This window comes from Proteinivorax hydrogeniformans, from assembly GCF_040515995.1.
In the GTDB taxonomy this organism is placed as follows: Bacteria; Bacillota; Proteinivoracia; order Proteinivoracales; family Proteinivoracaceae; genus Proteinivorax; species Proteinivorax hydrogeniformans.
The window spans coordinates 967,462-980,857 of the sequence record NZ_CP159485.1; the positions used below are offsets into that span (position 1 = coordinate 967,462).

General features: G+C 37.4%; 12 protein-coding genes. 10 read left to right on the forward strand and 2 right to left on the reverse strand.

All coding sequences use genetic code 11. From position 1 onward, the window contains the following. Positions 1 to 33 precede the first annotated feature (33 nt). The 6 genes from PRVXH_RS04595 (at position 34) to megL (ending at position 7,637) form a co-directional block, all read left to right on the forward strand. On the forward strand, positions 34 to 894 hold the full coding sequence (locus PRVXH_RS04595; protein WP_353894140.1) for a GNAT family N-acetyltransferase: 861 nt from the start codon (positions 34 to 36) through the stop codon (positions 892 to 894). Positions 895 to 942: 48 nt separating this feature from the next. Beyond that, positions 943 to 1,194 carry a hypothetical protein gene (locus tag PRVXH_RS04600; RefSeq protein ID WP_353894141.1) on the forward strand — a complete coding sequence of 84 codons (252 nt, stop codon included), beginning with the start codon at positions 943 to 945 and terminating at the stop codon, positions 1,192 to 1,194. A gap of 510 nt (positions 1,195 to 1,704) precedes the next feature. After that, positions 1,705 to 2,868 carry a M20 family metallopeptidase gene (locus PRVXH_RS04605; RefSeq protein WP_353894142.1) on the forward strand — a complete coding sequence of 388 codons (1,164 nt, stop codon included), beginning with the start codon at positions 1,705 to 1,707 and terminating at the stop codon, positions 2,866 to 2,868. Positions 2,869 to 2,965: 97 nt separating this feature from the next. Continuing rightward, on the forward strand, positions 2,966 to 4,666 hold the full coding sequence (locus PRVXH_RS04610; RefSeq protein ID WP_353894143.1) for a B12-binding domain-containing radical SAM protein: 1,701 nt from the start codon (positions 2,966 to 2,968) through the stop codon (positions 4,664 to 4,666). 69 nt (positions 4,667 to 4,735) lie between these two features. Beyond that, positions 4,736 to 6,286, forward strand: a complete 1,551-nt coding sequence (locus PRVXH_RS04615; protein ID WP_353894144.1) for a sigma 54-interacting transcriptional regulator — start codon at positions 4,736 to 4,738, stop codon at positions 6,284 to 6,286. 169 nt (positions 6,287 to 6,455) lie between these two features. After that, the gene (gene megL, locus PRVXH_RS04620) at positions 6,456 to 7,637 is read left to right on the forward strand and encodes a methionine gamma-lyase (RefSeq protein WP_353894541.1); all 1,182 of its coding nucleotides are present in this window, start codon (positions 6,456 to 6,458) and stop codon (positions 7,635 to 7,637) included. 110 nt (positions 7,638 to 7,747) lie between these two features. Here the strand turns inward: megL and PRVXH_RS04625 are convergent, their stop codons facing one another. Continuing rightward, complete coding sequence (locus tag PRVXH_RS04625; protein WP_353894145.1) at positions 7,748 to 8,020, reverse strand: hypothetical protein; 273 nt, start codon at positions 8,018 to 8,020, stop codon at positions 7,748 to 7,750. Positions 8,021 to 8,073: 53 nt separating this feature from the next. After that, positions 8,074 to 8,373 (reverse strand): hypothetical protein, encoded by a 300-nt coding sequence (locus tag PRVXH_RS04630; RefSeq protein ID WP_353894146.1) that lies wholly within the window; start codon positions 8,371 to 8,373, stop codon positions 8,074 to 8,076. A 254-nt stretch (positions 8,374 to 8,627) separates the two neighbouring features. On the opposite strand from PRVXH_RS04630, the gene PRVXH_RS04635 reads away from it, so the two are divergent. The 4 genes from PRVXH_RS04635 to PRVXH_RS04650 all read left to right on the forward strand — a co-directional run bounded on the left by PRVXH_RS04635 (position 8,628) and on the right by PRVXH_RS04650 (position 13,376). Continuing rightward, positions 8,628 to 9,311: a hypothetical protein gene (locus PRVXH_RS04635; protein ID WP_353894147.1), complete on the forward strand. Its 684-nt coding sequence runs from the start codon at positions 8,628 to 8,630 to the stop codon at positions 9,309 to 9,311. Positions 9,312 to 9,505: 194 nt separating this feature from the next. Further along, positions 9,506 to 11,113, forward strand: coding sequence for a spore germination protein (locus tag PRVXH_RS04640; protein WP_353894148.1), 1,608 nt, complete (start codon positions 9,506 to 9,508; stop codon positions 11,111 to 11,113). Beyond that, on the forward strand, positions 11,091 to 12,215 hold the full coding sequence (locus PRVXH_RS04645; RefSeq protein ID WP_353894149.1) for a Ger(x)C family spore germination protein: 1,125 nt from the start codon (positions 11,091 to 11,093) through the stop codon (positions 12,213 to 12,215). Before PRVXH_RS04640 ends, PRVXH_RS04645 begins: the two co-directional genes overlap by 23 nt. Before the next feature lie 12 nt (positions 12,216 to 12,227). Beyond that, on the forward strand, positions 12,228 to 13,376 hold the full coding sequence (locus PRVXH_RS04650) for an endospore germination permease (RefSeq protein ID WP_353894150.1): 1,149 nt from the start codon (positions 12,228 to 12,230) through the stop codon (positions 13,374 to 13,376). The last annotated feature ends 20 nt before the right edge of the window (positions 13,377 to 13,396 follow it).

The following is a 13,396-nucleotide window of genomic DNA, read 5'->3' on the forward strand; positions in this document are numbered from 1 at the left end:
ATAATTTCAATAAACAACTGGGGAGGAGAAAACATGGGAGATACTATTAGGTTTGCAAAAAAAAGTGATAAAGATCAGATGCTAGAGATTTGTCGCAATGTTTGGAATGGCAGGGACTATCTTTTGCGAAGCATAGACAATTGGTTAGGGGCAGAAGATGGGCTAGTGGCAGTTGTGGAAAACGATGGCGAAATAAGAGCTTTTTCTAAGTTAGCTTTTTTATACAAAAAGCATGGTTGGTTAGAGGGCTTACGGGTCAAGGAAGAGCATAGAGGTAAAGGGTATGCCTACCTACTAACTAAATTTTATGTGGAAAAAGCAAAAGAAATGCAGTTAGATTCGCTACGCTTTGCAACCCACAAGACAGCAATAGGTAGTATAAAATCAGGTTTAAAATATGGCTTTGATGTAAAGGACAGATACTACTCTGTATTAAGCGAAGATCCAAAATCCCAACAACAAAAACACAAGGTAGTGCGCTGCACAGACTATAACAGAGCGTTAAATCTTATGCAAAGCGTTGAAGAATATAAGCTTACTTATGGACTTTATTTTGACATGCACTGGAAGTTTATCCCTATCGCTGCTGAAACGATAAAACAGCTTTGCCAAAAAGAAAGAGTGCTAATGACTGAAGACGGCAAAAGCATAATGGCCTATAAAAAGGAAGGCGATGACGTACGCATTGTATTTTATGGAGGTACAATACAAGGAGTACAAGACCTCTTAACTGAAGTTATTAAGGAGCAGCAAGGTCTAGAACTGAAAACTATGCTTATACCGAACTCAAAGCACATAGAAACCTTTGTAAGGTCGGGCTTTCATGAACGAGACCAAAAAGCAATTGGCAAAGAGCCAAATGCACTATTATTTGAATTTAACCAGTTAAAATAGGTATACAATAACCTAAACCACCTCAAACTAAATACGAGGTGGTTTATAATGTCTATAAAAGAAATAAAACAAAAAACTGTAAATGTGCAACATAAAATACTTCAAGTCCCTGCTCAAGAGTATTTGCAAAAGGTGAACAAGTTTTCAGATCCGTATAGCCAAGAAGCTTTGCAAAGCTTTACCGCTGACTACCTAAACTCAACAGATGATCAAGGTATAATAGGTATGGTTAGATATAATAAAAGTGAAGGTGATGTAGTGATAGATGCGGCTATCCGTTATCCCGAAAGACTGTCATAGTAAATCAATCCAGCGTAAAGCTGGGTTGATTAATTTTGCCGCAGGTTAACTGGCTGTAAGCCCTAACTTTATGTTAAGATACCCATAAATTGTAAGTGAGGACAACAGCCAGTAAAAGCCCGATTGGTTCAACTAACAATCAGTGAGGAAGAGTCACCTCAATGATTGAAGTTTCACTTTACCGCAGGTTAACTGGCTGTAAGCCCTAACTTTATGTTAAGATACCCATAAATTGTAAGTGAGGACAACAGCCAGTAAAAGCCCGATTGGTTCAACTAACAATCAGTGAGGAAGAGTCACCTCAATGATTGAAGTTTCACTTTACCGCAGGTTAACTGGCTGTAAGCCCTAACTTTATGTTAAGATACCCATAAATTGTAAGTGAGAACAACAGATAAGTAAAAGCCCGATTAGTTCAACTAACAATCAGTGAGGAAGAGTCATCTCACTGATTGAAGTTTCACTTTATGGTATAATTAATTATAAAAAAGAATTGAGGGGGAATAAGCGATGAAAGAGCTAATAAAAAAGGAAATTGAAAAAATCCAAGAAGAACTTTATGACATTAACCAGTACATATACGAAAATCCCGAGTTAGGTGATAAGGAGTTTAAAGCTGTGGAGAAACTAGCCTCCTTACTAGCCGACCACAACTTCGTTATAGACAAAGGTGTAGCAGGTCGCAAAACAGCTTTTAGAGCCACTTTTGATAGTAAAAAAGAAGGGCCTAGCATAGCTTTTCTTTGCGAGTATGACGCGCTTCCAGGTGTAGGACATGGATGCGGTCATAATATGATTGGTACTATGGGAGCAGCGGCAGGGATAGGTTTAAGTAAAATAGTAGAATCTATCGGAGGTAAAATAGTGGTATTAGGCACACCAGCTGAAGAAACAAACGGTGCAAAAGTGGACATGGTAAAAAAAGGGGTTTTTGAAGACATAGATCTGGCTATGATTTTACACCCTTCAGCGGGAACATCAACTGAAAGTGGTTCTTCACAGGCTATGGATGCTATACAATTTGAATACATAGGAAAACCTAGCCATGCCGCAGCAGCACCACAGAAGGGGATAAACGCGCTAGATGCTGTAATTATGTTGTTTAATGGCATTAACGCATTAAGAGAACACGTAACTAGTGATGTTAGAATGCATGGAATTATAAAAGAAGGTGGAGAGGCAGCTAACATAGTTCCGGAAAAAGCAGTAGCGCAATTTTACATACGTGCAAAGGAAAGGAAATACCTTGACGAAGTGGTGGAAAAGGTAAAAAATATCGCCAAAGGCGCAGAAATGATGACAGGGGCCACTGTCAACATTACCAACTATGAAGCTTCCTACGACAACCTAAAGACCAATAAAGAATTATCTTATGCCTTTAGTAAAAATCTAAAACAAGTTGGCATTGAGCATATAGAAAAAGCACAAGAAGGAGCAGGCTCTATCGATATGGGGGACGTTAGCCTAGTTTGCCCTGCGATTCACCCTTATATAGGCCTTGACCATCCCAACGTCAATAGCCACTCAAAAGAAATGGCTGATTTAACTGTAACCGAGATCGCAAAAGAGAGGCTGATACAAGGAGCTCTAGCTATGGCTTACACCGGTCTTGATGTGATAGAGGACAAAGACCTTTTAGCAAAAATAAAAGAAGAGTTTAAAAGAAATAAGTAGCATAAAAAGCAGTTATCCAAAGAAAGAACTTGGATAATTGCTTTTTTAATAGTAATAATTTAAACTAATGATAAGAGAAATGAAAGGATGAAAATAATTGAATATACTGCTTGTAGGAATAAATGCAAAGTATGTACATACCAACATCGCCATACGATATTTACACCAAAAAATTAAAGATATGACAGATGTAAAAAGCGAAATCTACGAACCTTCCATAAACAACCATCTAGATGAAATCATAACAGAAGTTTACAGAAAAAAACCTGAAGTAGTTGGGTTTTCTTGTTACATATGGAATATATCAATGGTTTTAAAGATATGTCAAAGTTTAAAGCAGATTTTACCTAACACTGCTATAATTCTCGGAGGGCCGGAAGTAAGCTATGAAGGAAAAGAGTTTTTTAACCAACATCCATATATCGACTATATAATTAAAGGTGAAGGAGAGGAGAACTTTCCCAAAATAGTAGGACAATTAGAAGCTGGCTTTAAAGCTTTCAAGATCGATGGAATTTTAACACAAGAACATGATGGAGGATATTACGCTGGCGCTAATGTAACTGATTTGCCTTTCCCCTATGACGGAGAAGATATGCGTTCTTATAAAAACAAGCTTCTATATTACGAGGCAAGCAGGGGTTGCCCGTTTAACTGCTCTTACTGCCTATCATCCACACATAAACAGGTTAAGCTTCTTCCTATAGATAGGATAAAAAAGGAGCTTAAACAACTAGCTCAAACAGATGGGACTATTAAATTTGTTGACAGAACTTTTAATTGCAAAAATTCACGCACCATAGAAATACTTGAGTTTATAAAAGAGCTTAATACCAACTCAACATTTCACCTAGAAGTAACAGCCCACCTACTTTCAAAAGAGGTTTTAAAAATTTTATCCACTATGCCTAAAAACAGGGTTCAACTTGAGATAGGCGTACAATCCACCAACCCTAAGACAATAAAAGAAATAAACAGGACTACAGATTTTAATATTCTTAGCGAAAAGGTAAAATCCATTAACGATATGCAAAACATCCATCAGCATTTAGATCTTATAGCTGGACTACCTTATGAGGATCTTAATAGCTTTCAAAAATCCTTTGATGACGTAATAAACCTAAAACCACATAAGCTACAGTTAGGTTTTCTAAAAATGCTTAAAGGTTCTAAAGTTAAAAAAGAGGCGGAAAAGCATGGCTATAAATATAACAAATTCCCACCCTATGAGATATTAGAAAACAACTATATGAGCTATAGTGACATAAGCTACTTAAAGGATATAGAAGAAGTTGTAGAAACTTACTACAACAGTCATAAATTTGATTATACCTTAGCTTATATCCTAGGAAAATACAGTAGCAAGTTCAAATTTTTTGAAGAGTTACATAGTTTTGTTGCAGAAAAGGGGCTTTTAAATAAAAACTTATCACATGACAATAAGTTTGCGATTTTATTAGAATTTGGGCAGCAAAAATTCGATAGTGTAGTTTTAGAAGAGCTACTTATTTTTGACTATCTACAACATAAAAGAACCCATAGTTTGCCTAGCTTTTTTCGCCAACAAAATAAGCTAAAAGAGAAGGTCTTCGAATTCTTAAAAGAAGAAAAACACATAGCAGCGCATCTTCCAAACCTTGTAGGTAAAAGACCGACAGAAATTTATAAAAAAATTATGGTGGAAAAGTTTGACTATAACCCAGTTCATTGCAAAAAGGAAACTGTCTATATTTTGTTCGATTACACTGAAAAAACAGGATTATTTGAGCAACCAGCCATTCATTTAATTCAGCTTTAGAAAAATGACACTTCGCTAGAGGCTATCTATTAAAAAAGTTCTATATCTTTGATCTTGGGGGGGATTAAAATGCGGTGGAAGATACATACAAAAGACAGAGTGGGAATGGTACTAGACGTATTGAACATCTTCAACATCCATGAAGTAAACATTCAAGCTATGGAAGTTCTTCCTAAAGAAATTTTTATTAAGTTTGATACACAACCTAGGCAAGACAAGTTAAAAAAAGAGTTAGAAGCTGATCGGGATATTGAATTTATCGAAGAAATTACTGTACTTCCTATAGAAAAAAAAGAAAGGCAGTTATCGGAAACTATAGAAGCTGTTTCCGAGGGAATCATGTCCATCGACCAGCAGGGGAGAGTAAATGGATTAAATCAAGCGGCCCAAAACATTTTAAATCTATCAGGGGAAAATAGTTTGGGGAAACATGTCAGTAAGGTACTAAATAAAGATGTGCCTATGTTAAGGACTCTAAGAACTGGAAAAGGCTACGAAAACAAAGAAATGATTTTAAACATTAACAACAGTCAGGTCCACTACATAACTACAGGAAAACCTATAAAAGATGATTATGGAAACACAATGGGTGTTGTGGCAACAATGCAAGACATGAGACAGGTGAGACAGCTTGTGTATTCTCTAACTAAACCTAACGATATCACCTTTGACCAGATTGTCTTTAACAGCGAGAAAATGACCCAAAGAGTTGAACTAGCAAAACTATCTGCAAGAAGTGAGGCCACTGTTCTTATACAAGGGGAAAGTGGCACAGGAAAAGAGTTGTTCGCTAGAGCTATACATAACTATAGCGAGAGAAATAAACAACCCTTTGTTCCAATAAACTGTGCAGCTTTACCCCATGCACTTTTAGAAAGTGAGCTTTTTGGATATCAAGGGGGAGCTTTTACAGGAGCAAGAAAAGAAGGAAAGCAGGGACTATTTGAGTTTGCAAAAGGAGGAACTGTTTTTTTAGACGAAATCGGCGATATGCCTATGCATATCCAGGTCAAAATCTTGCGAGTTCTTCAAGAAAAAACAATCAGGCGTATCGGGTCAAATCATGAGATACCTATAGATGTTAGAGTCATTACAGCAACCAACAAGCCACTTCAGGAGCTGGTAAACAATAATAAATTTAGAGAAGACTTATATTATAGAATTAATGTAATTCCTATAAATATACCACCACTTAGAGAAAGGGCAGAGGATATTACAATCCTCGCAGAGTATTTTTTGGACAAATATCAAACTGTTATGGATAAGCACGTCGGAACATTTAGCGAAAAAGCAAGGCAGTCACTCTTTAGTTACTATTGGCCGGGAAATGTAAGAGAGTTAGAAAATGTAATAGAACGTGCAGTTATACTAACTCCCATAAATGAAGATATTGATGTATATGCTTTAAATTTAGAGCAAAAACTAAGCGAAGAAACCGACGATGGCAAAACGTTAAAAGAAAAAACAGATGCATTCGAAAAGAAGCTTTTGCTAGAAGCTGCAAAAAAACATCAAACGACTAGGAAAATTGGAAACGCTTTGGGAATATCCCACACAGCTGTTAGAAAGAAGCTAAAAAAGCACAGGGTGGAAACAATAGTTTACAAAAACGGAAACTAAAGTTTACACCTATTGTAGCAACAACAAAGGATTTTAGTAAATTTAAAGGGGTTATGTGGAAACCTTTATTTCCGCATGGCCCCTGTTAAATCTTGTGAAACCTAAAGGCATAGGGTAGAAATGTTGGTATGAATATTGCAACAGTTAATAGCAAAAGAATTTAGGAGGTATCATTATGACTAAAAAACATGATTTTAAAACTTTAGCAGTGCACGCTGGTCAAAAGCCAGACAAGCTTCATGGTGCGTTAGCAACTCCTTTGTATCAAACATCTACATTTGTATTTGATAACGTTCAACAAGGTGCAAATCGCTTTGCCGGTGAAGAATCGGGTTACATTTATACTCGTTTAGGTAACCCAACACAAGCGGTGTTAGAAGAGAAGATGGCAGCACTTGAAGGTGGGGAAGCTGCTTTAGCTTTTGGATCTGGCATGGCAGCAGTTTCTGCAGTGCTTATGTACTTCTTAAAAGGTGGCGACCATGTAGTACACTCTGATGCTATTTATGGCTGTACTCATTCATTTTTACATGAAATAATTTGCGACTATAATGTTTCTGCCACATCTGTAGATACATCCGATGTTCAAAAAGTTAAAGAAGCAATTAAACCAAATACTAAGGCTATTTACCTAGAAACTCCAGCAAACCCGACTATGAAGCTTTGTGATATCGAAGCAATCAGTAAAATTGCTAAAGAAGCGGGAGCTGTTGTTATCGTTGATAATACCTTTATGTCTCCATACCTGCAAAGTCCACTAGAGTTAGGTGCTGACGTGGTTCTTCACAGTGCAACAAAATATATAGGTGGACATGGTGATGTTGTCGCTGGAATTTTAGTTGGTAGTAAAGAGATTATGGACGGCATTAGAATGACAACGTTAAAAGATATTGGTGGTATAATTGCACCATTTGACGCATGGCTTCTAATTAGAGGTCTAAAGACTTTAGCTGTAAGAATGGATAGAACTTGTGAAAACGCTCAAAAGGTAGCTGAGTATTTAGAGCAGCACCCTGCAGTTGAAAAAGTACACTACCCAGGACTTCCAAGCTTCCCACAGCATGAACTTGCTAAAAAGCAAATGAAAGGCTTTAGCGGGCTTATTTCTTTTGAACTAAAAGGTGGATATGATGCAGGAGTTAAGCTTATGAACTCTGTTAAGCTATGCCAGCTAGCAGTTAGCTTAGGTGATGTTGATTCTCTAATTCAGCACCCAGCGTCGATGACTCACTCTGTAGTACCAGAAGAAGAAAGATTAGAAGCAAAAATCACCCCTGGACTAGTTAGATTGTCAGTGGGTATAGAGGATGTAGAAGATATTATAGAAGATTTAGATCAAGGTATAAGCTAAATAAAAAATGTTGAGAGCACTAGCTCTCAATAAGAATCCCCCTACCGGGTAGCGGGCCACGCAATAAATATTTTTTCTATATACAACAAAAAGAACCCTAATTAAGTTGATTAGGATTCTTTTTGTTGTTTGCTTTTTTCACAAAGCTCTAAACCCCTTCTTATCTGTTCATCGGCCATCATTAACGCCATGATGATAGTTTTGGTATAGGCATTGGTCTTTTCAATAAAATCGATATCAAAATCTTTACCAGTGGTTTTGCTTCTTAATGCCTTGATTTGTACTTTTAGCAGGTCTGTTAGCTGCTCTTCAAGCTTTATGCCAGCTTCTATGACACTAGCACCAATAGGGAAAAACTCATCTTTGTATTTCGATTTTTCCATGCCGCCTCACCTCTTATGTATAGGGAGTCTAATATGTTAGACTCCCTTTTAATTTAACAATGTTTTTTCTTCTTTTCTTTATCGGTTAGTTCCATTACATTTTCAAGCTTGAATTGAAGTAACATTTCCTTTTTAATAACTGCTTCTAAATTCTTTTTAACACTTTTATTTAGTTCAAGTAGCTCCTCGAAACTAGCGCACTCCATTCCTTTTTGTAGCTTCTCACCTTCAGCATTAATTATATGAGCTAGACCTAACTCTTCTAATGCTATTGAAGCTAATAGTAGGTTAATTACCTCTTCTCTAGTTATATCAATATCAGGTTTAATATCAGGAATATTTGGCATACCCATGTCTTCTATCCCTCCTTTCATTATCTATATATTCTAGTGGAGCCAAATATGTCACTTTTTTTAAGGGTAAATTGATAATTCCACACAAGTCCCTGTTAACCCTGACAAGTAGCTTTATTTTCAACCAACTCTTTCATAAAGAATTAAACATTAACGAGAGGGGCACTTTCTGCTCTCCACCATCAACTTTTATAGTATAAATCTTCCTAAAAAGGACAATCTATATTTTAATACTTTTTTTCGAGGAGATAGACATGAAAATAAAGGTTTTAATTCTAACTATTTTTCTTATTTTTTGCAGTACACATATACACGCCCATGAGGGTATTTTTATAGATAGGGATATAAGTACAATAGATAAAAGCTGGCAGGTAGAAGACATACAACATTCTAAAGCTATATACAGTGAGCTAACAGAAGAGTATGAAGTGCAATTTTTTAAATTTGAAGGTCAAAAAGGAGATAAATACTACTCGCAGATTCTAATACCGCAAATCGAGGGAAACCACAACTTTATGGTCAACAAGATTTTAATAGGAGAAGGATTTCCGGCACTAAACAAAGGCTATGATGAGATTTTGCCTGATCAGTATGGAGGCATACCTATAGCCCCAGGAAATAGCAGAGAGGAGTTTTTTGAACCATTTACTCAAACTTCATATTATAAAAAACAACAGTTTTCAATGGACTTAGAGCAGGATGGTACTTACTACATAGCTGTGTTCAACCCTCACGGTCAAACTGGGAAGTATGTATTAGCTATTGGAGAAGAAGAAGATATGTCTGCTTCAGAGCTGCTTTGGTATCCTGTAACATGGTTTAAGGTAAACTGGTGGTTTAGTCCATTTAGGCCGTTAATAATGTCAGTTATAGTTATTTCACTAATTTTTGTTTGCGCAAAAATTATTCAAACAATAAGAAAGAGAAAAATAAGCTAATCTTTACTTTTCTTTTGAACAGACAAAAAGAGCTGTCCCTTATAGGATAAAAAATTCCTATTTAGGGACAGCTCATTTTATAAATTGGTGAAAATCTATGAAAGTATAAAAATATTTGCTAATGAAAAATCATGATGTTGTGCATAATAAACTTAGAGTTTTTTAAGTTATTTATTGCAAAAGAGGTGCTAACAATGGACTTTAAAAAACCAAAAAAAGGAAAACCCATCGAAAAAGAAGTAGAAGATTCAATTGAGGAAAAAGGACTTGTGTCCACAACCTTAGAGGTTAATACTAAACATTTAGAAACTATATTTGAAGATACTATGGACTTTATTTTACGGCCTATGGCTATGGGAGCTAGGGGAGAACTTAAGATGGCCGTAGGTTACCTTGAAACCATGACAGACAATATATCAATCAGCAATTATTTCTTAGAAAAATTATCTACATACAACTATAATGTTCCAGAAAAAGCAGAAGAAAAGTTTAAAGACCTAGGAAAGATACTCGAATCTATCCCTGCGGCTTTAGATATAGAGGAAAGTGATAAGTGGGATGATGTACTAGAAGGAATTGTAGAAGGAAAAGCAGCCTTTTTCCTAGAGGGATATAACAAGGCGTGGATTGTGGAAGCTCGAATGTGGCAGGAGAGGGCTGTGGCAGAGCCACAGGTGGAGGCTGTAGTTCAAGGGCCTCGAGAAGGGTTTGTTGAGGGCCTGCAGACAAACGTAAGCTTGATAAGACGAAGATTAAGAACTCAAGATCTGATGACAAAACCAATAACCGTCGGAACCACAGCTAATACAAACATAGTAATTTGCTATCTAAAAGGGGTGGCTGACGAAAAACTAGTTGAAGAGGTTGAAAAGCGAATCCAAAAAGTATCGATAGAAGGGGTAATTTCCGGTAATGTAATAAACGAAATGATCGAAGATACCCCCATGACCCCCTTTAAAACAATTGCAACCACTGAAAGACCAGATAAAGTGGCAGCCAGTCTGTTAGAGGGCAGAGTGGGTATCATTACAGAAAACACCCCATTGGCTATGATTGTGCCCTCTGTCTTTTGGCAGTTTTTTCAATCTAGCGAAGATTATTATGAAAGGTTTCCTATAGCAACATTTAATAGGGTAATGCGCATGTTTTCCTTTGTTTTGGTGTTGGCATTGACCGCCTTTTACGTTGCTATTGCAACATATCATCAGGAAATGATTCCAACACAGCTGGCAATTACGATGTCATCAATAAGAGAACCGGTACCCTTTCCAACTGTGGTGGAAGCACTATTACTAGAAGGAATACTTGAGGCCTTGCGAGAGGCAGGGCTTAGACTGCCTTCAGCTGCCGGGCAGGCTGTGGGTATAGTTGGGGCTCTAGTTATGGGGCAAGCAGCTGTTGAAGCTGGGTTAGTCTCACCCCAGATGGTAATTATAGTTGCCGCAGCAGGGGTATCTTCATTTTTAATTCCTGATTTTTCTTTTGTTATTTCTCTTAGGTTATTAAAGTTTTTGCTTATTTTATTAGCTAGCATCTTTGGTATTTTTGGATTAGTTATGGGCCTTATAGGCATAATGCTGCACTTAAATGCTCTTCAGAGCTTTAATGTTCCATTTATGTCGCCTGTGACTCCATTTAAACTAAGAGATATGAAGGATATCTTTGTTAGGGCGCCATGGTTTGCTATGGGTAAGAAAGGCCCGTCTTCTGACGATGATCAGCAATCTGAAGTTAAGGATTCAAATGAAGAGGACAACGAACAATATGGTGGTGAAGAAAATGACGAAGATGCTGACAAATAGTTTAACAAAAAAACTAAGAAGGATTGCAGCCTTTCTGTTAATTATAGCGATAACGATTCCCTCCTCGGGTTGCTGGTCAAGAAGAGAGTTAGAAGACCTTGCTTTTGTTTTGGCTATGGGAGTTGAAGAAAATGATAACGGCATTAAAATACTAGCTCATATCGGCCAAGAAGGGGGAGGGGATATGGAGGACGAAGAAGGTGAGGGTGCCCTCGTTATAGAGGGAGAAGGAAAAACAATCTCTGATGCCTTTGATAACCTGTTTTCTAAAACTAATAAACGCCCCTATCTAAATCACTTGAAGGTGATTGTGCTAAGTGAAGAACTAGCTAGAGAAGGTATAGAACCTATAATGGACTTTTTTAGAAGAGACATTAGGGTTCGGGGCAATACAACAGTTATGATAGCCAAAGAAGATAGCTTAGAAGAAGTGTTAGAATTTGAACCTGAGTTAGGAACTCAACCTGCTTTGCTTTTAGAAGAAACCTTTAGGTACAACTGGGAACGTTCTAGAGCATATAAAAAGGACTTTTTTGAGGTGGTCACTGACATTTTAGAGGAAGATAGAGAACTGTTTCTACCTATGGTTGATGTTTCAGAGGAGGAGCAGCTAATAATATCAGATACCGCAGTCTTCAGAGGCTATGAAATGGTTGAGGTGTTAAATAACAAGCAAAATTTAGGCCTTATGTACCTGCGACAACAAGTACGTCACGGAACGCTAACCTTAGAAGTTGACGAAGAAGAATTTGTTTCACTTACTATCCTTGGTACAGACGTCGAAATCACGCCAGTAGAAGTAGAAGGTCAGTTAACCTTTCAAATCGAAATCGACCAGACTTTATCGATTACCGAAAGTCATACCGAAATGGATATAGATGAGTTAGAGGATTTAGCTAGTAGATTTATCCAACTGACGGTTCTGGACACAATAAACATTGCTAAGAAAGCAGAAACTGACTTTTTAGGGTTTGGAACGCTATATAGAAGGACAAACCGGCAACAATGGTCTGCGCAAAAGTGGCAAGAGCAATTCCCGCAAATTGAAGTGATAATAGATGTAGAGACAAATATCGAAAGCACAGGTCAAATTACAGCTTAAGGAGGCGATAGCATGGAAAAAGGAAATTTGGTGGCAGGCGAGATATTTTTTGCATCCATAAGTGTGGTGCTAGCGTCTGCAGTGTTGTTTTTGCCGTTTCTAATGGCAAAAACCGCCTTGCAAGATGCGTGGATATCAGTTCTTGTTGGCACTGCGGTAGCTGTACCATTTGTTATGATTAGCATATCTCTTCTGCTAAAGTTTCCCGAAAAATCAATAATAGAGATTCTAGATGAGCTATTAGGAAGTATAGCTGGTAGAATAGTTGGTGTAGTATATGCCGTAACATTTTTGCTATCGTCGGCGCTTATAACTAGGCAGCTGGAGGAATTTATGGTTATATCCTTAATGCCTGAGACACCGGCTATTGCCATACGAGTGTTGTTTATGATAGTAGTTTATATGGGGATATACGAAGGGGCCTTGCCAATTGTAAGAACTAATGTCTATGTGATGCCGGTCGGGTTTATAGTAATTTGTTTAGTGATACTGTTAGCAACTCCTAGCATGACAGTTGAAAACATAACCCCAGTTCTAGAAGGGGGAATGATGCCGGTGCTAGAAGCAGCATTTTTGGGGTTCGCCTGGCTATGTCAAATCCCCCTTGTTCTACTAGTATTTTTTAAATATCTAAATAAGGACAAGTTAAAGCCGATGCTAAAGTACAAGGGGGCTTTAACTGTAGTCGCTGTTGGAGTAGCTCTTCTTTTAGGAGCCCTATCCACCATGGCGATTTTTGGCCCCCAGCAAACTTCCACAATGTATTATCCTTCATTTAATATGGCTCGAATCATATCAATAGGAGGTTTTTTAGAGCATATAGAGGTTATTTTTGTCGGTGTTTGGATAGCTGCAGCTTATATAGCAACTACACTGTTTGGGTTTATGGCAATAATCACAATAACTCAGATAATCGGGATAGGAGACTATAAAAAGATAGTGCTACCTACAACTGCAGCTTTACTGGTGTTACCTGGGTTTATAATTAGGGATGTAAGTCATTTAATATTTGTGCTAGATAGCTACTTCCCTATAACCATGATTGCTTTAGGGGCAGCTGTACCTTTAATTCTTCTACTACTTGCAGCTGCTAAAAAAAGTGGACAACCAGAAGATGAACAAAAAACCGAAACTAGCGAGCAATCTGCAACTGCTGAGTAAAACTAAACAATAAAAAGTGG

What these genes read in the sequence shown, in the direction of transcription:
- PRVXH_RS04595 (WP_353894140.1), top strand. Translation starts at nt 34, where the DNA reads ATGGGAGATACTATTAGGTTTGCAAAAAAAAGTGATAAAGATCAGATG.
- PRVXH_RS04600 (WP_353894141.1), top strand. Translation starts at nt 943, where the DNA reads ATGTCTATAAAAGAAATAAAACAAAAAACTGTAAATGTGCAACATAAA.
- PRVXH_RS04605 (WP_353894142.1), top strand. Translation starts at nt 1,705, where the DNA reads ATGAAAGAGCTAATAAAAAAGGAAATTGAAAAAATCCAAGAAGAACTT.
- PRVXH_RS04615 (WP_353894144.1), top strand. Translation starts at nt 4,736, where the DNA reads ATGCGGTGGAAGATACATACAAAAGACAGAGTGGGAATGGTACTAGAC.
- PRVXH_RS04625 (WP_353894145.1), bottom strand. Translation starts at nt 8,020, where the DNA reads ATGGAAAAATCGAAATACAAAGATGAGTTTTTCCCTATTGGTGCTAGT.
- PRVXH_RS04630 (WP_353894146.1), bottom strand. Translation starts at nt 8,373, where the DNA reads ATGGGTATGCCAAATATTCCTGATATTAAACCTGATATTGATATAACT.
- PRVXH_RS04635 (WP_353894147.1), top strand. Translation starts at nt 8,628, where the DNA reads ATGAAAATAAAGGTTTTAATTCTAACTATTTTTCTTATTTTTTGCAGT.
- PRVXH_RS04640 (WP_353894148.1), top strand. Translation starts at nt 9,506, where the DNA reads ATGGACTTTAAAAAACCAAAAAAAGGAAAACCCATCGAAAAAGAAGTA.
- PRVXH_RS04645 (WP_353894149.1), top strand. Translation starts at nt 11,091, where the DNA reads ATGACGAAGATGCTGACAAATAGTTTAACAAAAAAACTAAGAAGGATT.
- PRVXH_RS04650 (WP_353894150.1), top strand. Translation starts at nt 12,228, where the DNA reads ATGGAAAAAGGAAATTTGGTGGCAGGCGAGATATTTTTTGCATCCATA.